General features: G+C 35.1%; 23 protein-coding genes. 13 read left to right on the forward strand and 10 right to left on the reverse strand.

Going from position 1 to position 26913, the window contains the following annotated elements; genetic code table 11:
- The first annotated feature begins 2 nt into the window (after positions 1-2).
- Complete coding sequence (locus ABS768_RS00725; RefSeq protein ID WP_408072964.1) at positions 3-446, forward strand: DinB family protein; 444 nt, start codon at positions 3-5, stop codon at positions 444-446.
- Here the strand turns inward: ABS768_RS00725 and ABS768_RS00730 are convergent, their stop codons facing one another.
- Together ABS768_RS00730 and ABS768_RS00735 are read right to left on the reverse strand one after the other, a co-directional pair.
- Positions 447-1052: a 3'-5' exonuclease gene (locus ABS768_RS00730; RefSeq protein WP_408072965.1), complete on the reverse strand. Its 606-nt coding sequence runs from the start codon at positions 1050-1052 to the stop codon at positions 447-449.
- 6 nt (positions 1053-1058) lie between these two features.
- The gene (locus ABS768_RS00735; RefSeq protein WP_408072967.1) at positions 1059-2978 is read right to left on the reverse strand and encodes a DUF294 nucleotidyltransferase-like domain-containing protein; all 1920 of its coding nucleotides are present in this window, start codon (positions 2976-2978) and stop codon (positions 1059-1061) included.
- Positions 2979-3159: 181 nt separating this feature from the next.
- Here ABS768_RS00735 and ABS768_RS00740 point away from each other — a divergent pair, with 181 nt between their 5' ends.
- Positions 3160-3666, forward strand: a complete 507-nt coding sequence (locus ABS768_RS00740; RefSeq protein WP_330123214.1) for a DUF2911 domain-containing protein — start codon at positions 3160-3162, stop codon at positions 3664-3666.
- Between the two features lie 336 nt (positions 3667-4002).
- On the opposite strand, the gene ABS768_RS00745 is transcribed toward ABS768_RS00740, so the two are convergent.
- Together ABS768_RS00745 and ABS768_RS00750 are read right to left on the reverse strand one after the other, a co-directional pair.
- Entirely contained in the window at positions 4003-5994 is a 1992-nt protein-coding gene (locus tag ABS768_RS00745; RefSeq protein WP_408072969.1) for an alpha-ketoacid dehydrogenase subunit alpha/beta, read from the reverse strand.
- A gap of 92 nt (positions 5995-6086) precedes the next feature.
- Complete coding sequence (locus ABS768_RS00750) at positions 6087-7700, reverse strand: Na+/H+ antiporter (RefSeq protein WP_408072970.1); 1614 nt, start codon at positions 7698-7700, stop codon at positions 6087-6089.
- A 152-nt stretch (positions 7701-7852) separates the two neighbouring features.
- Between ABS768_RS00750 and ABS768_RS00755 the strand changes: the two genes are divergently transcribed.
- Entirely contained in the window at positions 7853-8800 is a 948-nt protein-coding gene (locus tag ABS768_RS00755) for an isopenicillin N synthase family dioxygenase (protein ID WP_408072972.1), read from the forward strand.
- Between the two features lie 10 nt (positions 8801-8810).
- On the forward strand, positions 8811-9158 hold the full coding sequence (locus tag ABS768_RS00760; RefSeq protein WP_408072974.1) for a translation initiation factor: 348 nt from the start codon (positions 8811-8813) through the stop codon (positions 9156-9158).
- Between the two features lie 24 nt (positions 9159-9182).
- Here ABS768_RS00760 and ABS768_RS00765 read toward each other — a convergent pair whose 3' ends face one another.
- Positions 9183-9983 (reverse strand): helix-turn-helix domain-containing protein, encoded by an 801-nt coding sequence (locus ABS768_RS00765; RefSeq protein WP_408072976.1) that lies wholly within the window; start codon positions 9981-9983, stop codon positions 9183-9185.
- A gap of 155 nt (positions 9984-10138) precedes the next feature.
- On the opposite strand from ABS768_RS00765, the gene ABS768_RS00770 reads away from it, so the two are divergent.
- The 3 genes from ABS768_RS00770 (at position 10139) to ABS768_RS00780 (ending at position 13585) form a co-directional block, all read left to right on the forward strand.
- Positions 10139-11653, forward strand: coding sequence for a succinate CoA transferase (locus ABS768_RS00770; RefSeq protein WP_408072978.1), 1515 nt, complete (start codon positions 10139-10141; stop codon positions 11651-11653).
- Positions 11654-11781: 128 nt separating this feature from the next.
- Positions 11782-12627, forward strand: a complete 846-nt coding sequence (locus ABS768_RS00775) for a substrate-binding domain-containing protein (protein WP_408072980.1) — start codon at positions 11782-11784, stop codon at positions 12625-12627.
- Positions 12628-12652: 25 nt separating this feature from the next.
- Positions 12653-13585, forward strand: coding sequence for a transglutaminase domain-containing protein (locus ABS768_RS00780; RefSeq protein WP_408072981.1), 933 nt, complete (start codon positions 12653-12655; stop codon positions 13583-13585).
- Here the strand turns inward: ABS768_RS00780 and ung are convergent, their stop codons facing one another.
- Entirely contained in the window at positions 13586-14251 is a 666-nt protein-coding gene (ung, locus tag ABS768_RS00785) for a uracil-DNA glycosylase (RefSeq protein ID WP_408072983.1), read from the reverse strand.
- A 125-nt stretch (positions 14252-14376) separates the two neighbouring features.
- Here ung and ABS768_RS00790 point away from each other — a divergent pair, with 125 nt between their 5' ends.
- Positions 14377-16548: an endonuclease MutS2 gene (locus tag ABS768_RS00790; RefSeq protein WP_408072985.1), complete on the forward strand. Its 2172-nt coding sequence runs from the start codon at positions 14377-14379 to the stop codon at positions 16546-16548.
- A 1-nt stretch (position 16549) separates the two neighbouring features.
- Positions 16550-16963 carry a thiol-disulfide oxidoreductase DCC family protein gene (locus ABS768_RS00795; protein ID WP_408072986.1) on the forward strand — a complete coding sequence of 138 codons (414 nt, stop codon included), beginning with the start codon at positions 16550-16552 and terminating at the stop codon, positions 16961-16963.
- A gap of 92 nt (positions 16964-17055) precedes the next feature.
- Here the strand turns inward: ABS768_RS00795 and ABS768_RS00800 are convergent, their stop codons facing one another.
- Both ABS768_RS00800 and aroC read right to left on the reverse strand, forming a co-directional pair.
- Entirely contained in the window at positions 17056-18591 is a 1536-nt protein-coding gene (locus ABS768_RS00800; RefSeq protein WP_408072987.1) for a T9SS type A sorting domain-containing protein, read from the reverse strand.
- A gap of 128 nt (positions 18592-18719) precedes the next feature.
- On the reverse strand, positions 18720-19781 hold the full coding sequence (gene aroC, locus ABS768_RS00805) for a chorismate synthase (protein WP_408072988.1): 1062 nt from the start codon (positions 19779-19781) through the stop codon (positions 18720-18722).
- Positions 19782-19920: 139 nt separating this feature from the next.
- Between aroC and ABS768_RS00810 the strand changes: the two genes are divergently transcribed.
- The 4 genes from ABS768_RS00810 to ABS768_RS00825 all read left to right on the forward strand — a co-directional run bounded on the left by ABS768_RS00810 (position 19921) and on the right by ABS768_RS00825 (position 23009).
- Positions 19921-20751: a UDP-2,3-diacylglucosamine diphosphatase gene (locus ABS768_RS00810; protein ID WP_408072989.1), complete on the forward strand. Its 831-nt coding sequence runs from the start codon at positions 19921-19923 to the stop codon at positions 20749-20751.
- A 54-nt stretch (positions 20752-20805) separates the two neighbouring features.
- Entirely contained in the window at positions 20806-21588 is a 783-nt protein-coding gene (locus tag ABS768_RS00815) for a hypothetical protein (RefSeq protein WP_408072990.1), read from the forward strand.
- A 102-nt stretch (positions 21589-21690) separates the two neighbouring features.
- Positions 21691-22191, forward strand: a complete 501-nt coding sequence (locus tag ABS768_RS00820) for a hypothetical protein (protein WP_408072991.1) — start codon at positions 21691-21693, stop codon at positions 22189-22191.
- Between the two features lie 101 nt (positions 22192-22292).
- Positions 22293-23009 carry a hypothetical protein gene (locus ABS768_RS00825; protein ID WP_408072993.1) on the forward strand — a complete coding sequence of 239 codons (717 nt, stop codon included), beginning with the start codon at positions 22293-22295 and terminating at the stop codon, positions 23007-23009.
- A 33-nt stretch (positions 23010-23042) separates the two neighbouring features.
- Here ABS768_RS00825 and ettA read toward each other — a convergent pair whose 3' ends face one another.
- Together ettA and ABS768_RS00835 are read right to left on the reverse strand one after the other, a co-directional pair.
- Positions 23043-24734 (reverse strand): energy-dependent translational throttle protein EttA, encoded by a 1692-nt coding sequence (gene ettA, locus ABS768_RS00830; protein ID WP_408072994.1) that lies wholly within the window; start codon positions 24732-24734, stop codon positions 23043-23045.
- 98 nt (positions 24735-24832) lie between these two features.
- A complete protein-coding gene (locus ABS768_RS00835; RefSeq protein WP_408072995.1) occupies positions 24833-26908 on the reverse strand; it encodes an ATP-binding protein in 2076 nt (691 codons plus the stop codon).
- Positions 26909-26913 lie beyond the last annotated feature (5 nt).

The following is a 26913-nucleotide window of genomic DNA, read 5'->3' on the forward strand; positions in this document are numbered from 1 at the left end:
TTATGAAAGATTTTTTTAAAGAGATGTTTGAATATACTTTTCATTTTAATGAAATGGTAATAAATGCTCTTTTGTCTTCTGATGTTACTTTACCAGAAAAGTCATTAAAGCTTATAAATCATACCATTAATGCTCATGAAATTTGGAATCACCGGATAGAGGAAAAGCCATGTAAAACTACTGTTTGGGCAATGAGAGATTTAAATGAACTCAAGCATATAAACAAAACCAATTACAATACCTCAATTGAAATACTTGAGTCATATGACTTTTCAAAAATGTTAACCTATAAAAATTCAAAAGGGGATAGATATACCAACACTGTTAAAGATATGTTGTTTCATATAGTTAACCACTCCACTTATCACAGAGGACAAATAGCTACCGATTGTAAAGAGTATGGCATTACTCCATTAGTTACCGATTATATTTTTTATAAAAGATAATTAAATTCCAAGCTTAGACTTTAGCTTTAAAAATACCAGAGCGGTAGTATACGCATTACCTGATGCTGTTAACCTATCGCTCTTTTTTATTTTTAGGGCATCACATACTTCATCAAGACTTACCTGAGTATCCTGTACATGGTGCTGCCATCTTTGAAAAAGAGCGTTGGTATCCATAAATGTATTTTTAAGTCGGCCTAATTCAAGTCTTTTTAATGCCTGATTAATCATTTCTAAATCAAGGTTTATATTATGACTAACAAGTGTGGCATCTTTTATAAAATTAAGGAATTGTATAATAGCCTCAGCTTCTACAAACTTTTCATCATCATCCTTAACAACACTGCTAAACGCTACCGAATGTGAATTGAATTTTTCCTGTTTTATAAAAATCTCAAAAAAATCACCAATCTCAATGGCATTATCGTTTATACCAATAGCACCAATGGAGAGAATAACATCATCTTTCCAGTTGAGTCCGCTGGTTTCCATATCAAAAACCACATAACGTTTATGTACTTCCTGATTTTCATCCTTCTCAAAATGAGCAAGGTAGTTTTTCCAAAATTGAGGTAAATTAGTTCCTATCAGCCAGTCTAATGCCATATTATATTAGTTGATATATGTAAGAGAAAAACGGTTTTTTAAAAGATCATGTATTTCATTTATAGGCTGAAAGCAATTTTTAAGCTTAAGTCTATCGGACTTTGATAACTCTTTTAGGTTAAGATACCTTCCGTCAGAATTACTTATTAAACCTTCTTCCGTCCTAAAGCGCATTAATACATTAAAAGCGTCAGCACAATTAGTATATAGCTCCTCATTTTCAGGTTCCAGTTCGGCCAGTTTTTTAAATCGCTGATACGTTCCGGTAAAATCTACAAGGTTATGACTAAGAGCTAATACCCTGGCTGCATCACCTAGAGGCTCCAAAGCCCTATTTTTAATATCAAAAGTATCCTTGTGCTCTCCGTCATTTTCCACCAAAAACTGCCTAAAGAAGCCCAGAGGTGCCGGATTTTTTAATGCATCAGCCGCAAGATAAGCAAAAAACTTCTTATTCTGTTGCATGCTTTTCTCAATATTATTTGTAATAACCTGTTCTATTTCAGGGGTTCCGTATAAAAAGTCCATATCAAAAAATAGTGAGCTCAACTGAACGGTTTTCTCTTCAGGTGAATTGATCCAAATATTGTACTGTTTAATCCAGTCGGTTACTGATTTACACCATTTTGGATTATTGGCCATAACATCATCGGGAGACATTTCATACCCTACATTGCTAAGCATTCGTACAACCTTATCGGCAAGAACAAGAAAATAACTCTTAACCGTTTCATATTCATTAGAATCTATGTCTTCAAAAATAAGAGCGTTATCCTGATCTGTTAATAATAGCTGCTCTTTACGTCCCTGGCTACCTATGTTTAACCAAACAAAACGGGCAGGAGCAGGGACTCCCATCTCTTCAATAGCAAGTTCAATAGCTCTTCTGGTAATTGCAATATTTATTTCGGCGACTATATTAGTTATATGAGATACCGGTATATTTTTATCTATGGAATTTTGTATCAGTTCAGTCATTCTGTCACGAACAACTTTTAGCTCTTTGGCATCAAAAGCACGACGGGTTTGTTTTAATAACATCCCTGGAGTATTGGCCTGTGCAGCAACTACATCATGTTCTGATATGATACCTGTTACCTGAGATTTATCTGTACCGTCTTTTGTAACACACAAATGACCAACATTATACTTGAGCATAAGCATTTGTGCTTCAGCTACAGAAATATTTTCCGGTACAGTGATAACGGGGGCTGTCATTATCTTATCGGCTGTAATTGTTATAGGGAAAAGTCCTGTAGCTATTTTAGAACGTAAATCCCTGTCGGTCACTATACCTATAGGTAATTGGTCTTTTTGTATGATAACGCTACCTATAGAGCTGGTTGACATGGTTTTAGCTATATACATAACAACATCATCCAGATTAGCTGTTATTGGGTTTTTAGTATATTTTATAGGCTGAAAATACTGTATATCTGTAGTATGTTCAGCAAATATCATGTTTTCCGAAATCAGTTTTCCGCTGTGTTCCTTATCATAAGGATTACGTGTATGAGAAGCAAAACTTTGAAGAAGAAATTTTAAAACCTCCTTATTTTCTGTGATGTAAGGCTCAAATACTGCTATAGGTACAGAGCATATAATTGAGTCTTCCCGTGCTTTTGCCGTCATTAAATAATGATTTTTAGCAAAAAAAGGTCTTAATCCCAATATATCGCCTTCGTCGCATTTATCCACTAAAGTCTCTTCAGCGTCTGAGGTTAATGATAAACCAACAGCACCACTCTTAACTACATAAAAATTTTCATGCGTTTCCTCACCACCTTTAAATAGTATCTGATTCTTTTCGAGATAAATTATTTTAGATAGATTAGCTATACTAAACAATTCCTCAAAAGTCATACTACTGAAAGGGGGGAAGTGCTTTAAAAATTTAGCAACATTCTCAGCAACAGGATTTTTCATAAAAAGGCGATTTAGTAATTAAAAATACTACTTTTTAACATTCGTTGCAAAGAAATTACAATCTTATAAATCAATTGTTTGTTAAAAAAATACGCAAAAACCTTAAAATAAACTAAAAATAAAATTCATCATTTAATTAATGTTATTAAATTTACAGGATTAACTTTCAAAACTAGTGAACATGAAAATTTCTAAAAAAATTGCAACCGTATTGTTTACTGTATTTTTTACAGTTTTAGCCAGTGCTCAGGATAAAAAACCATTAAGTCCGGCAGCATCAGCATACGGGAAAATAAATGAGGCTAACATCAATATTATTTACAGCAGCCCGTCTGTAAGAGGAAGAGAAATATGGGGCGGACTTGTTCCTTACGGTCAGGTATGGAGAGCAGGTGCAAATGCTCCAACAGTATTTGCTGTTGACAGAGAAGTTACTGTTGAAGGAAAAAAACTTCCTGCAGGTAAATATTCTTTTTACATAATTCCTGAAGAAGGAAACTTTACAATCATTTTTGGTAAAGACAGAAGCATGGCTGCTTCAAAATATGATTCTTCACAAGATCAGCTCCGTGTAACAGTTAAGCCTAAAAAGAAAACAAATTTAACTGAAAGCTTAGAGTACAGTGTTAACAGTAACAATGTAACTTTAACTTGGGAATATCTTGAAATTCCAATCAGTGTAAAATAATACAGAATTTTACTTCATCAAAACTCCGCTTAATACAGGCGGAGTTTTTTATTTAAAGAGCTTTTAATAGGCTAGACTTAGTTATTATTTTACATAATGTATATTATATTTCAAATATGTTGTTTTTAAAAAAACGAACAGTTAGTCGATTTCATTCCTTTAAATACTATATAAAAACTTGTTGTAAAGCAATTATAAAATCTCTTATCTAATAGCCGTAACTAGTCTTTTTTAAAATCATATTTGATTTGTAGTACTAATTTAAAATATAGCATTAGTTAAATTTTACCTCTGCCGTATTTTAGGGAAAATAAATTGGCAGAGGTTTTTTTATTTTTAATAATTTACCAACTGTAGTAATTCAGACTCAAATCTGTTTTTTGGTAAATATTGATCTTCAAGTGCTTTTGTAAACGGAATTGCTGTTTCAATACTACCAACACGTTTAACCGGTGCATCAAGATGTTCAAAACAGTTTTCCATTATCATTGCTGATATATCACTGGCAATTCCTCCAAAAATTGTATCCTCCTGAAGTATAATTGCTTTACCTGTTTTTTTAACCGAATTATAAATAGCTTCGGTGTCTAATGGTTGTAACGTTCTTAAATCCAGCAAATCGGCTTTTATATCAGTGTTCTTTTCTAAAACTTCTAAAGCCCAGTGAACACCACTACCAAAAGATATAATCGTAACATCATTTCCTTCTTTAAGTAATGACGCTTTACCAAACGGTAATGTATAATAATCTTTAGGAACATCCTGATAAATACTTCTGTATAAGGCTTTATGCTCAAAGAACATAACCGGATTAGGGTCATTTATAGCAGTAGCCAGTAAACCTTTAGCATCATAAGGGAATGCCGGATAAACCACTTTTAATCCTGGTGTTTTGGTAAACCAAGCCTCATTTGTTTGTGAGTGAAATGGTCCTGCCTGTACACCTGCTCCACAAGGCATTCGTACTACAACATCGGCATTTTCCTGCCATCTGTAATGTACTTTTGCTAAATAGTTTACAATTGGGTTGAATCCTGTAGAAACAAAATCGGCAAACTGCATTTCAATAACCGACTTGTATCCGTTAATGGAAAGTCCCATACCAGCAGAAACAATAGCCGATTCACATATAGGTGTATTCCTGACTCTGTCTTTACCAAACTCGTTTACAAAGCCATCTGTAATTTTGAATGCTCCACCATATTCAGCAATATCCTGCCCCATTATCACAAGGTTTTCATGACGTACTAAAGACTGTTTTAATCCCTGCGAAATTGCGTCAATCATCCTTACATTGTCAACTTCATTATTTGAGTTAACTTCTTGATATATAAATTCTTTGTAAACATCATTTAATTCTTCACTTAATAGAGCTTCTATAGGTTCTTCATTAGAGGCTAACTGATAATTTTCATCAATTTCTTTTTTAAGTTCGGCTCTTATAGCTTCATCTTCCTCATCATTAAGAAGACCTTCTTCTTTAAGGTAATTTTTATAATTATCTACCGGATCTTTAATAGCCCACATGTCCATCAATTCCTGAGGGACATACTTTGTACCACTCGCCTCTTCATGCCCACGCATTCTGAATGTTTTGAACTCCAGTAAAACCGGACGTGGATTTTCTCTAACAGAATCAACTATTTCGTTTAATTTATTATAAACCTCAAGTATGTTGTTACCGTCAATAATGTGAGATTCTATACCATACCCAACACCCTTATCGGCAATATTCTCACATCTGTACTGCTCATTGGTTGGTGTAGATAATCCGTAACCGTTATTTTCAACAACAAAAAGTACCGGTAAATCCCATACAGCAGCTATATTAAGCGCCTCATGAAAATCTCCTTCACTAGTAGCTCCTTCCCCTGTAAATACGGCAGTTACTTTACCATTGTCTTTAAGTTTATTGGCAAGGGCTATACCGTCGGCCACACCCAATTGCGGACCTAAATGTGATATCATTCCAATAATTTTATATTCCTGTGTACCAAAATGAAACGACCTGTCACGACCTTTGGTAAAACCATTAGCTTTACCCTGCCATTGTGAAAACAGTCTGTATAAGGGTATATCCCTTCCTGTAAATACACCTAGGTTACGGTGCATAGGAAGAATATACTCATCTTTATGAAGTACGGCGGTTACCCCAACAGAAATTGCTTCCTGCCCTATACCGGAAAACCATTTTGATACTTTGCCCTGACGGATAAGAATAAGCATCTTCTCCTCTATCATTCTGGGCTTTAATAACTTTTTATATAAATCAAGTAATATTTGATCGGATAAATTTTTCCTGTCGAATTGTAGTGTACTGGTAATCATAAGTGGTTTTGAATTGACTCTTCAAATGTATAAAAAATAACAATACAAGAGTCAAATGTTATAATTTGAAAATTTCAAACGTTTTAGTTTAATCAATGTCTGTTTAAACGTGCTTCTTCCAAATCAAGATTGTGTTCCAATATGCGTAACACTTCATCATCATATTTTTTTTCAAGTTTCAGTTTATGCAAACCTTCTCTTCTTAACGCAATAAGCTCTATCATTATATTACGATACAATTTCCTTACAGATGATAACGCTTCTCTTTTCCCCTCCTCTTCCATAGTTTTTTCAGTAGCTTCAATACTTCGTAAAAGCTGTTCTTTAATCCTTAATATGGTTTCAAACTCATCCATTTCTTCGGCATATCTGTCATCCAAATAAGCTACCGAATCCTTTGCCAGTCGTAATCTAATCTCTTCAATCTGATCATCCAGTGGTATAAAATCATCAACTTCTTCTACTTTTAACTTAAGTAGCTTAATAATAAAAGGTAATGTTAGTCCCTGGAAAACCAGAGTAATCAGTATTACTACAAAAGTGATAAATAATATAAGGTTTCTGTGTGGGAAAGGTTCACCATTATCTAAGGTTAAAGGTATCGCTAAGGCTGAAGCTAGGGAAACTACGCCTCTCATCCCTGCCCATCCTACCATGAAAGGCAATTTGAGTCCGGGAGGTTTTTCTTTCTGGCGTATTCTTTTAGATAATAACCTTGGTATAAATGCCGAGCCGTATACCAAAACAATTCGCAATACAATAACCAATAAGGTAATTATAAGTGAATAGTAAATAGCATCTTGTAGAGTATATTGGTCTTTAATACCGTCTACAATTGATGGTAACTGTAACCCAATGAGTATAAATACAAATCCGTTTAACAGGAAACCAACAGTAGCCCAAACCTCTGTAGCCTGTATTCGTGTATGGTAATTAAGAAAATCGTGCGACCTAAACGAAAGGAATAACCCGCCGCTTACCACAGCAAGTACACCACTCCATTCAAACTGTTCGGCAACTATATACATTAAATAAGGAGCTATGAGTGTTATTGGTGTTGTAATGCTTGATGATTTTACCCAGTAACGTAATATAAGATATAGTATATGCGCAATAACTAATCCTACAAATACCCCCATTACAGCAAGCGAAAAGAAATCTATAGCAGCTTCTTTAAGTACAAACTGTCCTGTAAGTACTGCAGCCAGTGCAAACCTAAATACCGTAAGTGATGCTGCATCATTAACTAAACTCTCCCCTTCCAGTATAGACAATCCTCTTTTAGGTACGCTCATTCCCTTTAAAACCGAATTGGCCGCAACAGCATCGGGCGGAGAAATAATTCCGCCAAGTAAAAACCCTAATGCTGGAGTAAAAAACGGAATTATAGCTACAGATACCAATGCTACTCCAAGCGATGTTGCCAATACAAGTCCAAACCCCATAATCATTATAGAGCGTCGCCATTTCCAAAACTGCTGCCATGAGGTATACCAGGCTGCCTCAAAAAGTAATGGCGGAAGGAATAACAGAAATACCATTTCAGGTTCTATTTTTATATCGGGCATAGCAGGTATAAAGCTGATTGCCAAGCCGCCAATTACAAGAAAGATAGGATATGAAATTTTTAATTTCTGGCTTAACAGATATAAAATTGCCATGGTAAAAAAAAGTACCAGGATGAGCAGTAGGTTTTCATGTATCATGCTACCAAAATTAGTAACTGTTTTATTATTTACCACAAAAAACAATAGTGTTTATTACTGCTTTTATATTTTTAACTTTTACAGAAATAATTATTTTACCTTTGTTATATGCTTAGAAAAGCGACAATATAAAATATCAATTAACTGAGTTTATGCATAACATCCCCAGTGTAGATTTGCGTGATTTCCTTTCGGACAACCCGGAACGCAAGCAAAAATTTGTAAATGAAATCGGTAAGGCATATGAAGACATAGGCTTTGTGGCACTTAAAGGTCATTTTCTTGACCAGGAACTTGTAGACAGGCTTTATGATTCTGTAAAGGATTTTTTCAATCTTCCCCTGGAAACTAAAGAGCAATATGAAATTCCAGGAATTGGCGGGCAGCGGGGTTATGTGTCTTTTGGAAAGGAACATGCTAAAGGGCGTAAAGAAGGAGATTTAAAAGAATTTTGGCATTTTGGTCAGTATTTGGATTCAGGTTCAAAATACAATGATATTTACCCTCCAAATGTTGAAGTTAAAGAACTGGCTGACTTTAATGCTGCCGGAAAAGAAACATATAAAATGCTTGAAAAAACAGGTATTTATGTTTTAAGAGCATTATCTGTTTATTTAGGTATTGATGAATTTTACTTTGATAAATACGTATCTGAAGGTAACAGTATATTAAGGCCAATACACTACCCTCCTATTACCGATGAGCCTAAAAATGCGGTAAGAGCTGCAGCTCATGGAGATATCAACCTTATTACCCTGCTTATGGGAGCTCAGGGTCGCGGATTACAGGTGCAAAACCATAATGGTGAATGGATTGATGCTATAGCTCAACCTGATGAACTTGTAATTAATGTAGGTGATATGCTTTCAAGACACACAAACAACAAACTAAAATCAACTATACATCAGGTGGTTAACCCTCCAAAAGAGTTATGGGGTACTTCACGTTACTCTATTCCGTTTTTTATGCATCCTGTAGCCGATATGAAACTTAATTGTTTGGAGAACTGTATTGACGAGAATAATCCTAAACAGTTTGATGATATTACAGCCGGTGAATTTTTACATGAAAGGCTTGTAGAACTGGGACTTATAAAATAAAAAGACGATTATGGGAAAGAAATTAAATAGTTTAGAAGATCTTGGTGGTTTTGTTTTTTCAACCAATAAGGATTTTGAATTTGAAAACGAAGAAACAACCGAAACTCCCGATAACAGCCAACAAAGACTAGAAGCTCATCTTGATAAAAAGAACCGTGGCGGTAAAATAGCTACTGTTATAAAGGGATTTGAAGGTAATGATGACGATCTTAAAAGTCTTGCCAAAAAGCTAAAAACACTTTGTGGTGTGGGTGGTACCGCTAAAGACGGAGAAATTATAATACAGGGGAACTTTAGAGATAAAATAATGGATTACCTAACAAAAGAAGGCTATAAAGTAAAAAGAGTGGGTGGATGATAACCTTTTCCTTATCACTTTAAATTACTCTAATATATTACGCCCGTTAGCATATTCTGACGGGCGTTGTTTTAATATTTTGTAAAAGGTATTACTAAATGTTGGTAGGCTGTTATATCCTACCGCAAGAGCCACATCACTTATCTGCATCTCTTTATTCTGTAAAAGTTCTACAGCTTTTAGCATACGGGATATGGTAAAAAACTGAATGAATGACATACCTATATCTTTTACAAAAATACGATGTAACGTTCTTGTACTTAATCCGAATTGCTTTGCCAGTCCTGAAAAAGTTATATTGTCACTTAAATTATTTATTATATAATCAGTAACCTTAATAAGTCGGCTGTCTTTTGCAATTGGTAATGATAATGACAGGTTAGTCCCCGATACTTCAGGTAATAAAACCTTTAATGCTTTTGCTATAATATAATTTCTGTTATCTGGTTGTAGGTTTCCTTTCCATCTGTTAGTAAAAAGTAAAAGATTTAACAACAAGTCGTTTACAGGATATATCCCTTCTTCATCATAAAAGTCCGGATCATTTTTCTCTACAGGAAAATAAAGATTACGCATTATCACATCTTCAGAATTAGGGTGTATACTATGTTCTACACCGGGAGGTATCCACATATAATGCCTGGCGGGTAAAAAGTAGGTGTTTTTTTCGGTTTTTACATAAGCTATACCGCCCTCCACATATAAAAACTGAGCCTTGAAATGAGTATGAGGCGGAATAAGCAATTCTCCCATCAAATCATGATGGCAATATATACTGGTATTATCCTTATCTACTTCAACTATATAATACTTCTCAGTAGTCATAAATAGCCGTGTCTTAAATGAATAAATATTTGTCTTTTACAAATATACGGTCATTAAATCGTTTTCGTAAAATTGCCATATACAATTACGAAAATAGAATTATAGCACTATAAATTTTTAATTATAATCAATTTTTCGTCTAAATAAATCCGTTTATGCAAATTGACAGAATAAAATATCAAGGCTACAAAAGCAAGATTATAACAGCACAACAGGCAGCTGCTATGTTTAAAGATAAAATGACTGTAGGTACAAGTGGTTTTACAAAAGCTGGCGACAGTAAAGCAGTTTTACCTGCCTTTGCCACCAGAGCTGCAAATGAAGACATAGCGATTACACTGATTACAGGGGCGTCATTAGGACACACTACAGATAGTGATTTGGCTCGTGCCGATGCTTTATATAAAAGAATGCCTTTTCAGGTAGATTCGGTTTTAAGAGAAAAAATAAACAATGGTTCGGTATTTTTTATTGACCAGCATTTAAGTGAAACTGCCGAATTATTAAATAATAAACACCTCCCTCCTCTTGATATTGCTATTATTGAAGCTTCCCAAATAGACAGTAACGGTAATATAATCCCTACTACATCAATTGGTAACTCAGCAACATTTGCAAAACTGGCTCATAAAATTATTATTGAAATAAATGTTTCTATACCTATTAATTTCAAAGAAATACATGATATAGTTATACCCGGAGAATACCCTGTTAGGGATATATTGCCTATTACCAGTGTTAATACGAGAATTGGAAAAGAATACATACGTATAGACCCGAAAAAAGTTGCAGGAATTGTATTTACCGAGCTCCCTGATAGTCCTGCACAGGAAACCTCTTCAGACGATAAAACTGAGGCCATAGCCAACCATTTGATAACCTTTTTTGAAAGTGAAGTAAAATCGGGTAGGTTAACCGAATCATTATTACCATTGCAGGCTGGTATAGGTAAAATAGCAAATGCAGTACTTTCAAGTTTTACCAAAGGTAATTTTAAGCATTTAACAATGTATTCAGAAGTGTTGCAGGACAGTACTTTTGAACTTATTGATTCGGGTATAATGGATTTTGCATCAGCCTCTTCCATAACTGTTTCAAAATCATGTTACGACCATCTTATGGCTAATTTTGAGAATTATAAGGATAAGATCATCCTTAGGCCGCAAAACATAAGCAATGCCCCAGAAGTTATTCGCAGGCTTGGAGTTATAGCTATCAATACCGCTATTGAGTTTGATATTTATGGCAATGTAAATTCTACCCATATTACAGGTTCTAAAATGATGAATGGTATAGGTGGTTCAGGCGACTTTGCCCGAAATGCCTACCTAAGTATTTTTGTATGCCCTTCTGTATCAAAAACAGATAACGCAATCTCTCATGTACTACCTATGGTTTCACACGTAGACCATACAGAACATGATGTTGACATACTGGTAACCGAAAACGGACTGGCCGATTTGAGAGGGCTTGCACCTCGTGAACGAGCATTACAAATAATTAATAATTGTGTTCACCCGGATTACCGTGAAGCGATACAAAGTTACTATGACAGGGCCTGTGAGCGAGGCGGACATACTCCTCATTTACTGGAAGAAGCCTTTTCATGGCATTTAAATTATGTAAATAACGGTACTATGAAAACGCTTAGTACAGCAGAAAATTCTTAATTTCCAAATGTTGCAATTTGTTTCAGTATCCCTAAGAGGCTTTATGCATTTTAGGGATTTTTTATGCCTGTAAAAGTTTTGAGGCATATTATTCTATTATTACCTTTATCTTTTTAATAAAAGTAATAATGACCACATTAAAAATAGCAGGTGTACCGGAACACTTTAATCTGCCCTGGCATTTATGTATCCAGAATAACGAATTCACCAATCATAGCATTGACTTACAATGGACCGACGTACCCGAAGGTACAGGTAAACTATGCCAGATGCTTCGCAATGGCGATACTGATATTGCTGTTATTTTAACGGAAGGTATCATTAAAGATATTGCTGCCGGTAACGAAGCAAAAATCGTACAGCTTTATGTAGATTCTCCGCTTATATGGGGAATACACGTAGCTTCAGGTTCGTCTTATCAAAGCATTAATGATATTAAGCAAGGTAAAATAGCCATAAGCCGTTATGGTTCAGGCTCTCATTTAATGGCTTTTGTAAATGCAGAAAATCAGGGATGGGAAACCTCAAAACTTGATTTTGAAATCGTAAATACCATAGATGGCGCTGTTGATGCATTGACTGAAGGAAAGGCCGATTACTTTATGTGGGAACGTTTTATGACAAAGCCTTTGGTAGACAATGGAATATTCAGGCGTGTGGGGGACTGCCCTACTCCATGGCCATGTTTTGTAATAGCAGTAAGAAACGAAGTATTACAAAGCGATCCTGAGGCTATAGGTACGGTTCTTGAGGTAATCAATAATAAAACTGCAGGTTTTAAGGGAATTGAAAACATTGATATAGTTTTGTCCGATAGATACAACCAAAAAGTTGAAGACATAAGGGAGTGGTTAAAACTTACCGAATGGTCGCAAACGAAACTGGATAAAACTACGTTTGATAAAGTACAGGATCAGCTGCTACGCCTGAATATTATTGAGAACAAAACATCGTTTGAAGCAGTAACCGGATAAAACCCGGCGTTTTGTTGAAAAAGAAATGGCAAAAATAAATTCCGAATCCATTAAAAAATTTAAAAGTAAGCTTCAGGTAAAGAAGCCCTGGGATTCTATTATCATTTTTGTATTAAATGTACTTATTGCCATTCCGCTTTTTATAATACTTCACCAAAACCTGATTGACCCTAACTGGCCACTTCATCTGGACAGGATTTTGATATTTGTTGTTTTGGTTGTCATCATACAGCTTATTTTAAGACTTTTAAAAACAGTTCTTATTATTTGCATATTCTTTTACCTCATTGCGCTTATATATGGCTCTATTTTTGGAAAATATGGTTTTAATGCCGTTTTTGAAGATTACAGAGCCATGGTATATGCAATGGCTGACAGCCCTAATCCACAGGATGTTATAGTATCTAAACTTTTACCCTTTCCTAATAAATCCAAAACGCTTGATGCTATAGACTTTAACAACCCTAAGGTGAGGAATTTTGCGCTTTCTGCAACCCGAAAATACTTTAATGAGGTAAAAAGTAACAGGAAAGACAGATTGTTAATCCAGTGTTTTGCTGTATTTAAGGAAATACGAAATAAGTGGAATTATGTTAATGACCCTAAAGGACGTGAATATATAGCCTATGCATCGGAGTCTTTACAGCATTTTTCGGGCGATTGTGATGATCACGCCATACTAATGGCTGCCTGTATAAGAGCTATCGGAGGAACTCCACGCCTAATACATACGGGAGGGCATTTATACCCTGAAATGCTGGTAGGTAACAAAGCCGATTTAGAAACAGCCAATTACCTTATAAAAGAAGTGCTTTTTGTAAACGAAAGCCGTGGCAAGGAAATACATTACCATATAGACGAACGTGGCCAGATATGGCTTAATTTGGATTATACGGCAATGTATCCCGGTGGCCCTTTTATGTCGGAAGAAATACTGGGAGCATTGACTCTTGAATAACTACCAGTTAATTTCCTTTTTACCCTTTTCTCTTAAAAAATTATTGGTTTTACTAAAGTGTTTGTTACCAAACCAAAGCCCCCTGTTAGCACTTAAGGGAGATGGGTGCCCTGTTTCCAGTACCAAATGCCTTTGCCTGTCAATACGTGCGCCTTTCTTTTTGGCAAATCCACCCCAAAGAAGAAAAACAACATCTTTCTTTTCCTCCGATATTTTCTGGATAACAGCATCAGTAAATGTTTCCCAACCTTTACCCTGGTGACTTCCTGCCTCACTCTGTCTTACAGTAAGCACCGCGTTAAGTAATAATACACCCTGATCAGCCCAACGTTCCAGATTTCCTGTTTGTGGAAAAGGCTTCCCTAAATCGGCCTCAATTTCCTTAAAAATATTGATTAATGACGGTGGCATGGGAATACCGTCATTAACTGAAAAACACAAGCCGTTTGCCTGTCCCGGTCCGTGGTAAGGATCCTGACCTATTATTACCACTTCCACTTTATCAAAAGGACAATGGTCAAATGCTGAGAATATCTGGCTGCCTTTAGGGTAACATATTGCCTGAGTATATTCCTGCTTTACAAAATCTATTAGGGAATTGAAATAGGGTTTTTCAAACTCATCTGATAAAACCTCATTCCAGGAAGAATGTATTTTAACCTGCATTATTTTAGTTTGGATTTTGCACAAATATAACCATTACGGATAAAAGGCTCTATAAAGCTTTTTTAAAGTTGCACAAAAAGCATAAATATGTAGTATTTTTGTATAAAATTTGCTGAAGAATAAAAATGATTACTATCACAGATAAGACCCTTAAAGATTTAGAATTTAACACCATACTTGAAACTGTTGCCGCCAGCTGCACTACAGAGAACGGTAAGGAAAAAGCAATGAATATCGCTCCCTTTAAAAATGACACGGAGCTTATGCTGGCTTTAAAACAGACATCAGAGTATGTTTCGTCTTTTGACAATAATAATGCATTACCCAACCATGGATTTGAGTCTATTACAAACGAAATAAAATTCCTTTCGATTGAGGACAGTTACCTTGAAGCTCCTGCTTTCAGGAAAATTTCCAATATATCAGACACTGCTAATACTCTTATAAAATTCCTTGAGAAATTTGAGGAATACTACCCTTCACTTTACAAAAGAGCTCTTGATGTTGAATATACTAAAGAGATTGTAAAGAATATTGATAAGGTTATAGATAAGTACGGAGAGATTAAAGACAATGCTTCTCCCGAACTAGAGATTATACGCAAGGAAATGAATGTGGTAAAAACCAAAATTAACCAAAGTTTTGCCATGGCTTTAAGTCAGTATAACGGTTTAGGGTACCTTGACGACATAAAGGAAAGTGTTGTTGAAAACCGTAGAGTACTTGCCGTTTTAGCTATGTACAGGCGTAAAGTAAAAGGTACTATTTTAGGTAGTTCTAAAACAGGAAGTATAACTTATATAGAGCCTGAAGCCACACTAAGATATTCTCGCGAACTGAATAACTACGAATATGAGGAAAAAGAGGAAATAAAGCGTATTTTAAAACAGCTAAGCGATATTATACGCCCTTTCGTTCCGCTTTTGCAGGAATATCAGGAATTTTTAACCGATATTGATGTAGTTTCAGGTAAGGCTAAATATGCCCGTAGGATTAATGGACTATTACCGAAAATTACCACTGAAAAAAGAATGTTTTTTAGGGAAGCCTTCCACCCTATTCTTTATCTTAATAATAAACAAAAGAAGAAGGAAACCTACCCGCAAACTATTGAGCTTACACCCGACAACAGGATTATTGTTATATCGGGGCCAAATGCCGGTGGTAAGAGTATTACACTAAAAACTATAGGTTTGTTACAACTAATGCTACAATGCGGTTTACTAATCCCGGTACATGAACGTAGCGAAACATTCCTTTTTGACAGAATACTTACAGATATTGGTGATAACCAGTCTATAGAGAATCATTTAAGTACTTATAGCTATCGCCTTAAAAATATGAACTACTTTTTAAGGAAATGTAATGATAAAACACTTTTTCTTATTGATGAATTCGGTACAGGATCAGACCCTGAACTTGGAGGAGCACTAGCAGAAACTTTCCTTGAAGAGTTTTATAACCGTGAAGCCTTTGGTATCATTACCACTCACTATACCAATCTCAAAATGTTAGCTAACGAATTGCCTTTTGCTACAAATGCTAACATGCTTTTTGACGAAAAGTCACTTGAACCCATGTACAAACTTATACTAGGGCAGGCAGGTAGTTCGTTTACCTTTGAGGTAGCTCAGAAAAACGGCATACCTTTTGGGCTAATAAACAGAGCTAAAAAGAAGATTGAAAAAGGAAAAGTTCGTTTTGATAAAACAATAGCTAACCTACAAAAGGAACGCTCTAAACTTGAAAAAACCTCACAAACCCTTAAAGAAGAAGAAGGAAAAGCCCGAGAAGAGAGCAAGAAAATGGAGAGTATAAACAGTAAAATTCAGCAGAAGCTGGAAAGCTATCAGGAACTATATGACTCTAACCAGCGTCTTATTTATATGGGACAAAAACTGGACGACATAAGTGAGAAATACTTTAATAACAAAAATAAGAAAGAGCTTATAGGCGAATTCCTTAAAATGGTAGAGATAGAAAACTCTAAACGAAAAAAACTTACCGCTAAGGAAAAGAAAGCTATTGAAGTGGTACAGAAAAAGGTAGTTGCTGAAGTAAAAGAAAAGATAGAAGAAATACGCAAAGAAAAGAAAGAAAAAAAGATAAAGGAACAAACTGTAATCAAGCCAAAAGCTATTATACGAATTGGTGACAGAGTTAGAATGATTGACGGTAAAGCAGTAGGCACTCTTGATAGTATTGAAAAAAATAAGGCTACCGTAAATTATGGTATTTTCACCTCTAAAGTAGACCTTGATTCTTTAGAGTTGGTTGAAGCCATTAAAAAGAAATAAAGTGGAAAATTTACCTGATAATAAAAAAATAATATTGTTTGACGGAGTATGTAACTTATGCGACTCTACCGTTCAGTTTATTATTAAGCGTGACAAAAAAGATATATTCCGGTTTGTCGCGTTACAATCTGAACTGGGAGAAGAAATTATAAAACATATTGGCGTTGATCGCTCTAAAACAGATTCTATAATACTATACGAACCTGGCATAGCTTATTATTATAAATCTGAAGCTGCCATAAAAATAGCATCAGTTTTAGGAGGAATATATACTTTAATGAATGTATTTAGCATTTTACCTAAATCACTATCAAACTCTATTTATGATTATATAGCAAGAAATAGATACAAGTGGTATGGAAAAAAAGACGAGTGTATGATTCCGACACCTGAAATGAAGGCAAAGTTTTTATAGTCTCTGAATCCAAATTAAAAAGATAAGAAAAAGAAAAGCCCCGCAGTTTGCGGGGCTTTCTTATATGTTATTTATAATTATTATATCAATAATTATTTTTTAACGATTTTCTTAGTAGTAGTACCTTGATCAGAAGATACATTCATTAAGTACATACCAGCTGAAAGATCAGAAATGTTAACCTGAGCTTCAGATACACCGTTGAATTTAGCAGACTTAACAATACGTCCGTTAAGGTCAACAATATTAATATCATTAATATTTTGTGCGTTAGCTACATTAATTACATCTGTAGCAGGGTTAGGATAGATTGAAAGCTGAGTAGCTAAGAAATCCTCTGTACTAAGTTCTGTAGTAGCTATAAAATTATCTAAAATAATAGAACCTGCACCTACAGCAGCAGAGTTGTTGTGGAAAGCAAATACATAAGTACCAGCTTCAGTAGCAGTCCAACTAGCAGTTTTACCAGCATAAGTAGCTGTTGTTGTAGCGTTAACAGCGAATGACTGAATTACTGTTTGATCTTCAGAAGTAGTACCAACAGTTAAATCAAAATTAGCTGTTTGACCTGCAGCAGAAGCAACATAACCAGCAAAGAAACCAAAGTTTACAGTTTCGCCAGCATCAACAGTTACAGATCTTGAATATAACCATGCATCAGCAGCAGCAGTAGCACTTGTATTAGAGAAAGTAAAACCTTCGCCTTCATAAGCAACATCAGCTCCTACAGCAGCATTTGTAGTTATAGTCCAACCTCCAGGAGAACTCCATCCTCCGTTAGCTTCAAAACCATATTCATATGGAAGATCTGCAGCATCAAATAATGCAGAGAATGAGTAAGGACCAGCCCATTGGCTATATGCAGTTTCTGTACAGTTAGATCTTAAGTAAAACTCATAAGTTGTATTAAGAGTTAATGGAGTTAAATCAAATGCACCTTCGGTAACATTTAGAGAATTACCACTACCAAGTTCAAAACCTGCTTCACCCCACTCGATATCGTAAGAAGCTGAAGAACCATCAAATGTGAATGAAGCTGTATCAGCTGTTAAATCAGCTAGAGAAAGGTTAGCCACGTCAACACCTGGACAACCTGTAACGCTTACATTATCAACAACAACTAAATCAGCATCATTAGCTACATATTGAAATTTAATCATTACATCAGTCTCACCTACATATTCAGATATATCAATATTTTTAGTAATTACAACGTAATTTTCAAAAACACCTTCATCTTCTTCAACCCAAAGTTCAGTCCATGTAGTACCTCCGTCAGTTGAAATTTTAGCAAATAAATCACCGTTATTGTCAGGAGAAACCATATAATCATAACCTACAATAGCATTAAAGTTAAAATAGGCACTTGTAAAACCTTCAAGACTAAAAGAAGGACTGATTAATGACTCATCCTGATCTGCTGCAATCCAGTTTACAGCTGCGCTGTAGTTTCCAGATATTACATAGTCAGGATCATTGATTATAATCCAGTTGTTAGTAGGATTAGTGTCTACCGTAGTCCAACCGTCTGGTAGCGTTTCACCTTCAAAACCTTCATTTAGCGCTACCTGACCAAATGAATAAATTGATGTAGCAAACATTGCTAGAGCAAGTAATTTTTTCTTCATGATGATAGTTTTATAATTTAAACTCAAAAATAATAAAAAAAAAATGACAAACAATTTAATTTTAACATTTCTTAATAAAATAAAGGGTATTATTCAGTTTACTTCACAAGTATTTAATAAATAGACACCTATTTAAACATATTGTTAAGAAAGTAGAAGTCGGTTATAACCATAGCCGCCATAGATTCAACTATAGGTACTGCTCTTGGTACAACACATGGATCATGCCTTCCCTTTCCCTGCATTTTTACTATATTTCCGGTATTATCCAGAGCATCATACTTCTGAATTAAAGTAGCTACCGGTTTAAAAGCAACCCTGAAATAAATATCCATTCCGTTACTTATCCCTCCCTGAATTCCCCCCGAAAGATTTGATCTTGTAGTACCATCGGGGTTAAAAGCATCATTATGCTCACTTCCTTTCATTTTAGCTCCACAAAAACCGCTGCCATATTCAAACCCTTTTACAGCATTAATAGAAAGCATGGCCTTTCCCAGCTCAGCATGGAGTTTGTCAAATACCGGCTCACCAAGGCCTATAGGAACATTTTGTATAACACATGTAATAGTACCTCCTACTGTATCACCTTCCTTTCTAATTTGTCTTATATATTCTTCCATTTTTGAGGCAGTAGCTTCATCAGGACAACGTACCGGATTATTCTCTATTAATGAAAAATCTAATGCCTGATATGGTTTATCTATAAAGATATCACCTACCGAAGAAACAAATGCATTAATTTTTATATCAGGTAAAATTTGTTTAGCAATAGCTCCTGCCACTACCCTACTGGCGGTTTCTCTTGCAGAACTTCTACCCCCACCTCTATAATCCCTAATACCATATTTCTGCTCATAAACATAATCAGCATGCGATGGACGATATACATCTTTTATATGTGAGTAGTCGGACGATTTCTGATTTGTATTCGGTATTATAAAACCAATTGGTGTACCTGTTGTCTTACCTTCAAAAATTCCCGAAAGGAACTGAACTTCATCATCCTCTTTTCTTTGCGTCACAATAGCAGACTGTCCCGGCTTTCTTCTTGTAAGTTCTTTTTGTATGGCATCAAAATCTAGCGATATACCAGGGGGGCAACCATCAATAACGCCCCCTATTGCCGCTCCGTGAGATTCCCCAAAAGTGGTAAGTTTATATATATTACCGTATGTATTTCCTGCCATTTTATCTTATAGTCTAAGTTGATATACAAATTTAAGATTTTATCTCTTTTTATAACCTATTTCATACAAAACCTAAAGTTAATGTTTAATTAACCGCCAGTTTATGTTAATCAGTCTATTTTGCAATAAAACATTCTGAATGAAAAAAAGAATTGTTGACATTGTTGTTCTTTCAGATGTGCACTTAGGAACCTACGGGTGTCATGCTAAAGAACTAGTGGCTTATCTTTCTACAATAAAGCCAAAAACACTCATCCTGAATGGTGATATAATAGATATATGGCAATTTAGAAAATCATATTTCCCAAAATCACATATGAAGGTAGTTAAACGGATACTTGATTTTGCTGCAAAGGGTACCAATGTATATTATATTACCGGTAACCATGACGAAATGCTGCGAAAATTTAGCGACACCACTATGGGAAATTTCTCTATTGTAGATAAAGTTGTTTTAGAGATTGACGGCAAAAAAGCCTGGTTTTTTCACGGTGATGTATTTGATAACTCTGTTAATCATGCAAAGTGGATAGCTAAACTTGGAGGAATTGGATATGATTATCTAATATTACTTAATCGTTTTATAAACTGGTGTCTGGTAAAAATGGGGCGTGAACCTTACTCTCTGTCTAAAAAGATAAAGTCGAGTGTAAAAAAAGCAGTGAAATTTATTTCTGACTTTGAAACCATTGCATCCGATTTAGCTATCGAAAATAATTATGATTATGTAGTTTGCGGACATATACATGAACCTAAAATGGTAGTTAAAGAAAATAAGAAAGGGAGCGTCAACTATTTAAATTCGGGCGACTGGATTGAAAACCTCACAGCTTTGGAGTATAACGACCAAGAATGGAAATTATATAGATATATGAATGAAGTTGAAGTTGACACTGAGGAAGAAATCTCTAATCATGATGTAAAGCTGGAAAATGAATTAATGACTGCACTACTTTTTAACAGGAAATAATCCTCATTAATAAATTTAATTATCTTAGCCTCAAACTAACTTAATTAAACTATAATGAGAAAAAATCATTACCTATTACTACTATTTAGCTTATTTGTTATTTCCTGTTCAAATGATGATGACAGTAATACTCCATCTGAAATTAACAATGCCATCCCTTTAACGATAGGTAATTATTGGGTATATGATGTAAGCGTTGCAGGAACTACAGGAAGAGACTCTTTGTATATTGCAGATGACACTATAATAAACAACCTTACTTATAAAAGATTTAAGACCGAAAGCTTCCCTATTGGTTTCTATTCCATGGCTTTAAACAACAATGCCATAAGAAACGCAGATGGTAAACTTTTACTAAGCGGCGGCATAGATACTGGTATACCTGAAATACCAATTGACTTAACAGTTAGCGATTTTGTTGTTTTTGATCCTAATGCAGCTACGGGAACAGTACTTTCAACTTTTAACGGGCAAAACCAACAGGAAATTGAAGGATTTGAGATAAGTGTTAGCTATTCTCTTACAACAGAGGCAGGTGAAAGCTATGCTTCATATACAACTCCCGATGGACAATCTTATAATAATGTAAAAGCTGTAGCAGTTAAACTTAGCCTTAAAGTAGTTGTTTCCATACCCGATATACCAATCCCTTATACTATTTTACCTACACAAGATGTCCTGATTTCAACTCAATATTACGCTAACGGAATTGGCATGGTTCATACTGTGACCGATATGCAATATGAACTGGCCGACACCTTTGGAATAGAACTTCCTTTACCTCAATCTCTTGAAGAACATCAGGAAGAAATTTTATCTGTTTATAATGTGGAATAAGCCCTGAAGCCGCTTAAATAAAGATGTTAAATATTTGAAAAGAAACTATTCTTACAAAAATCAACACCTTATATTTGTTAAATAAATAACTAAAACAACATTATGAAGAAACTATTTTTATCAGCTTTTTTACTACTTGGTTTAGTAATTAGCAGCAACGCACAGGACAGGCAAAATGCACTTGGATTAAGACTTGGAGATAATGACGGTTTTGGGGGTGAAATCTCTTACCAAAGATACCTATCCAGTAACAATAGGCTTGAGGCTGATTTAGGATGGAGAGATTCAAGCAACTATGATGCTTTTAAAATTGTTGCTTTATACCAATGGGTATGGAACATTGAAGGTGGATTTAACTGGTATGCCGGTGTAGGTGGTGGTTTAGGTACCTGGAGTTTTGGCAATGATAAACCTGGTTATTATGATGGTAGTAAAGACAGTGGTGTTTTTGCTCTTTTAGCAGGTGATATAGGTATTGAATATAACTTTGATATTCCATTACAGTTATCACTAGACTTTAGACCAGAACTTTATTTTGCTGATGATTTCCGTGAGGATGATTTTGGACCGGATATCGCATTAGGGGTTAGATTCAGATTCTAATATAGAACCTAAGTATATAAAAAAGCGCTCTGTAGCAAATTACAGAGCGCTTTTTTTATTTATTATTATATATTTGGCTTGTCAAAAACAACCCAAATAAAATGAAAGAAGAAATCACCTTACAACTGGAAACACCTAATGGTAAATCAAAAGAGTATAACTTTGAAGTAGACAATAGTGCATTGCAAAAGTTACAAGCTCTTTTGAGTAGTCCATTAACAGTAATAAAACATGGCGGAAAGGGGCTTTTTAAGTCAATACTTGCTCTAATAGTAATTGCTATAATCAACCTGTCTTTTTTTATATACTCATTATTTAACCTTGGAGACAGTAAAACTTACACCCCTATTTTAGTATTGCTCTTGGGACTGGTTTTTACTTTTTGGTATGCTTATAAAGCCTATAATTATATTTACTTAAATGTTACGAGAGAAGCTTTTAAAGGCTTAGCCCCTATCTTAAAAAAAGTATGTGGTATTGCTGTAGATACTGCAAGTAATCAAGCTAAGAATGGCGACACTAAACTGGCTAAAGCTCATGTAAGTGCTACTGAAATAGTAAACAGAATAAACAATCTGCCATATTTGGTAAAAAAGATCCTTATTTTTCTATTTAACCGAATACCTTTTTCCAGCATTATAAACGAGGCATGGGAAGTAATAAACTCCGGAGATAATGAAAAAGCTACTGATGTGGTTTACGGAAAATTAAGTGGTTATGCTAATAATAAAGTATTTAATAAAAATAAATTTAACTGGGTGCTATGGTACATCCCGTTAAACATAATAGTATTAATAGTTTTATTAAAATTACTATAATAAAAAAGGGAGCTTTTAAGCTCCCTTTTTTATTTATCTGATAAGTTTTTTATACTTAATACGAGTAGGTGTTAAATCAGTACCTAAGCGTTTTTTCCTGTTCTCTTCATATTCAGAGAAGCTTCCTTCAAAGAAGTAAACTTCCGAATCGCCTTCAAAAGCCAGAATATGGGTACAAACCCTGTCAAGGAACCAACGATCGTGAGAAATAATAACCGCACATCCGGCAAAGTTCTCCAAACCTTCCTCTAGAGCCCTTAGTGTATTAATATCTAAGTCGTTTGTTGGCTCATCCAGTAAAAGTACGTTACCTTCCTCCTTAAGGGTCATAGCCAAGTGAAGTCTGTTTCTTTCACCTCCCGAAAGAGCAGATACTTTTTTGTTTTGCTCACTACCACTAAAATTAAATCGGCTTAAGTAAGCTCTTGAATTAACCTGACGGCCTCCCATCATAATTAATTCCTGACCGTCACAGAAGTTTTCCCAAATTGATTTTTCAGGATCAATATTTGAGTGACTTTGGTCTACATAAGCAATCTTAACAGTATCCCCAACTTCAAACTCTCCTTTATCTGGAGTTTGTTCGTCCATTATCATCTTAAAGATAGTAGTTTTACCAGCACCGTTTGGACCAATAATCCCTACTATACCCGCCTGCGGCAAGGTAAAGTTTAGGTTTTCATATAAAAGCTTGTCACCAAAAGCCTTTGAAACACCTTTAGCTTCAATAACATTAGTACCTAAACGAGGTCCGTTAGGAATATAAATTTCAAGCTTTTCTTCAAGTTGTTTTTGATCTTCATTTAATAGCCTGTCGTAGTTTTGTAAACGGGCTTTTTGTTTTGTTTGACGGCCTTTAGCACCCTGTCTAACCCAGTCTAACTCTCGTTCAAGTGTTTTTCTGCGTTTAGATGCAGTTTTTTCCTCCTGCTCCAGTCTTTTAGCCTTTTGATCAAGCCATGAAGAGTAGTTTCCTTTCCACGGAATACCTTCTCCTCTGTCAAGTTCAAGAATCCATCCGGCAACATTATCAAGAAAATAACGGTCGTGTGTTACCGCAATTACAGTACCTGCATAACGCTGTAAGTGCTGCTCTAACCACAATACGCTTTCGGCATCAAGGTGGTTGGTGGGCTCATCTAAAAGAAGTACATCTGGCTGTTGAAGCAATAAACGGCATAAGGCCACCCTTCTTTTCTCACCACCTGAAAGTACTTTTATAGGAGTATCTGGATCCGGAGTACGAAGTGCATCCATAGCTACTTCAAGCTTGTTATCAAGCTCCCACGCTCCAGCAGCATCAATTTTATCCTGAAGCTCAGCCTGGCGGTCCATAAGCTTCTGCATTTTGTCGGCATCCTCATATACTTCAGGTAAACCGAACATATCGTTAATTTTATTGAATTCGTCAAGTAAAGCAACAGTTTCGGCCACACCTTCACGAACAATCTCAATAACCGTTTTATTTTCATCTAACTGTGGTTCCTGCTCTAAATAGCCTACAGTATATCCCGGAGCAAAAACTACGTCTCCCTGATAACTTTTATCTACACCGGCAATGATTTTTAATAACGATGATTTACCGGAACCGTTTAGACCAAGGATACCAATTTTAGCCCCGTAAAAAAAGCTAAGGTATATATCCTTCAATACCTGTTTGTTTGCTCCCTGGTAAGTTTTACTTACTCGGGACATTGAAAATATTACTTTCTTATCGTCTGACATTATATGTAATTAGATTAATTATTCTGTATTTGTAAACAACAAAGATAGTTTGAAATGTAAAAATTTCAAATTACCTGTGGAGCTTATTTGTCAATTCGTTATTTTACGATTACTTCTCTAATCTTATCCAGAAGTTCTTCCTGCTTGAAAGGCTTAGAAACATAAGCATTCATACCAAGGTCAAAACACTTTTGCTGTTCGCCAATTAAGGAATGTGCTGTAATAGCAATAATAGGAATAGTGCTTTTTAACTCGTTTCTTATATAAGTTGTAGTTTGATAACCGTCTTTAACCGGCATTTGCAAATCCATTAAGATAAGGTCATATTTGTTTTTTTCAAGCATATCCAAACCTTCCTGACCATTATTAGCAATATCAATATCAAAGCCAAAGCCTTTTACAATATTTTTCGCTAAATGCTGATTAAGAAAATTATCCTCACATAGCAATACTGAAAGTTTACCTAAAGAATCGCTTGGTTTATTTTCTTCTTGCTGTTCTTTGATTTCTTCATCAACACCGGCTTTTTCAAAATCAAGAACAAAGTAGAATTCAGATCCCTTACCCGGTTTACTATTCACGCTTATTTCACCGTTCATTAGTTCAACAAGCTGTTTTACGATATTCAGGCCAAGTCCGGTACCTCCAAAACGACGTGTTGTACTTTCTTCTGCCTGAGTAAAACGATCAAAAATAGCTTCAAGCTTACCTTTTTCTATACCAATACCGGTATCTTTAATAGAGAATTTGAGTTTGCAGCTCTTTTCAGTTTCATCTATCTTTTTAACCGATATGGTAACATCACCTTCTTCAGTGAATTTTATGGCATTACCGGCAAGATTCATCAAAATCTGATTAATACGTCCTTTATCCCCTACCACAGTTTCAGGCATATTAGCATCGAGGAAAAGATTAAATTCAAGTTCTGATTGCATGGCCTTTACTTTAAGCAAATCATAAACATGCTTTAAAGCCGACTTTAAATTAAATTTAGAATGTTCAATAACCAATTTACCTGATTCTATTTTAGAAAGATCAAGTATGTCATTGATAATAAGTAAAAGATTATCTCCTGCAGTTTGAACATTAGTAACAAACTCACGTTGTTTATCATTAAGATCGGTACGGGCAAGCAAATCTGTAAACCCTATAATAGCATTCATCGGGGTACGAATTTCATGGCTCATATTTGCCATAAAACTATCTTTTACAAAAATTGCTTTTTCGGCAACCTCTTTTGCTTTTATAAGTTCGGCCTCTACAGCCTTTCTGTCGGTTATATCATTTGCTATTTCTACATACTTAAACGGATGTCCTGATTTATTAAGAAAAGGCACAACTACTACTTCCATCCAGTATGATTTTCCCTCTTTAGTTATGCTTTGAATTTCATTTTTCCATACATAACCGGCACTAACAGTATTCCATAAACTGGTATAAATACTCTCTTTATTATAACCCGTATTAGTGTCTTTAATATGAGTACCTATTAATTCATCTTTAGTATACCCGCTATAGCTACAGGTTGTTTCATTAACAAAAGTGATTATACCTTCTTTATCAAATATTAATATACCCGAGGTTTCGTCCAGCGCTGTTTTATAACTTTCCAGTTCCCTACTGACAGACTCCAGCTCTTTTTTAGCCAGCCGGGCTACTTCTTCCCTAAGGTTTATATTCCTTTTTCGTATCTCCAACTGATTCATTACATGATGTGCCAAAGTAGTAAGAGCCTTTTGCTGATCTTCATCAATGTCCCTGGCAACAGTATCTACAACACATATGGTACCTATATTTAAACCATCATCTGTCCTTAAGGGAACTCCGGCATAAAAACGTACTCCAAATTCACCCTGTACATTTGGATTATCCTTAAAAACAGGATGTTTTGTAGCATCAGGCACTACAACACATTCATCCTGCATAATTACATGCTGGCAAAAAGTATCCTGTCTTGGCATTTCAGGAACTTCCATGCCAATTTTAGCTTTATACCATTGTCGGTCTTTATCGATGAAAGAAACTAAAGCTATAGGAGCTTTATAAATATAAGAAGCAAGATGAACTATATCATCAAATTCTTTTTCCGAAAGAGTGTCTAGTATGTTATAGCTGGCAAGGGCATATAGCCTTTCTTTTTCGTTAGGTGGTATAGGAAAATTATTTTTTTCCATTAGTA

Source organism: Flavobacterium rhizophilum (assembly GCF_046000485.1).
Classification (GTDB): Bacteria; Bacteroidota; Bacteroidia; order Flavobacteriales; family Flavobacteriaceae; genus Flavobacterium; species Flavobacterium rhizophilum.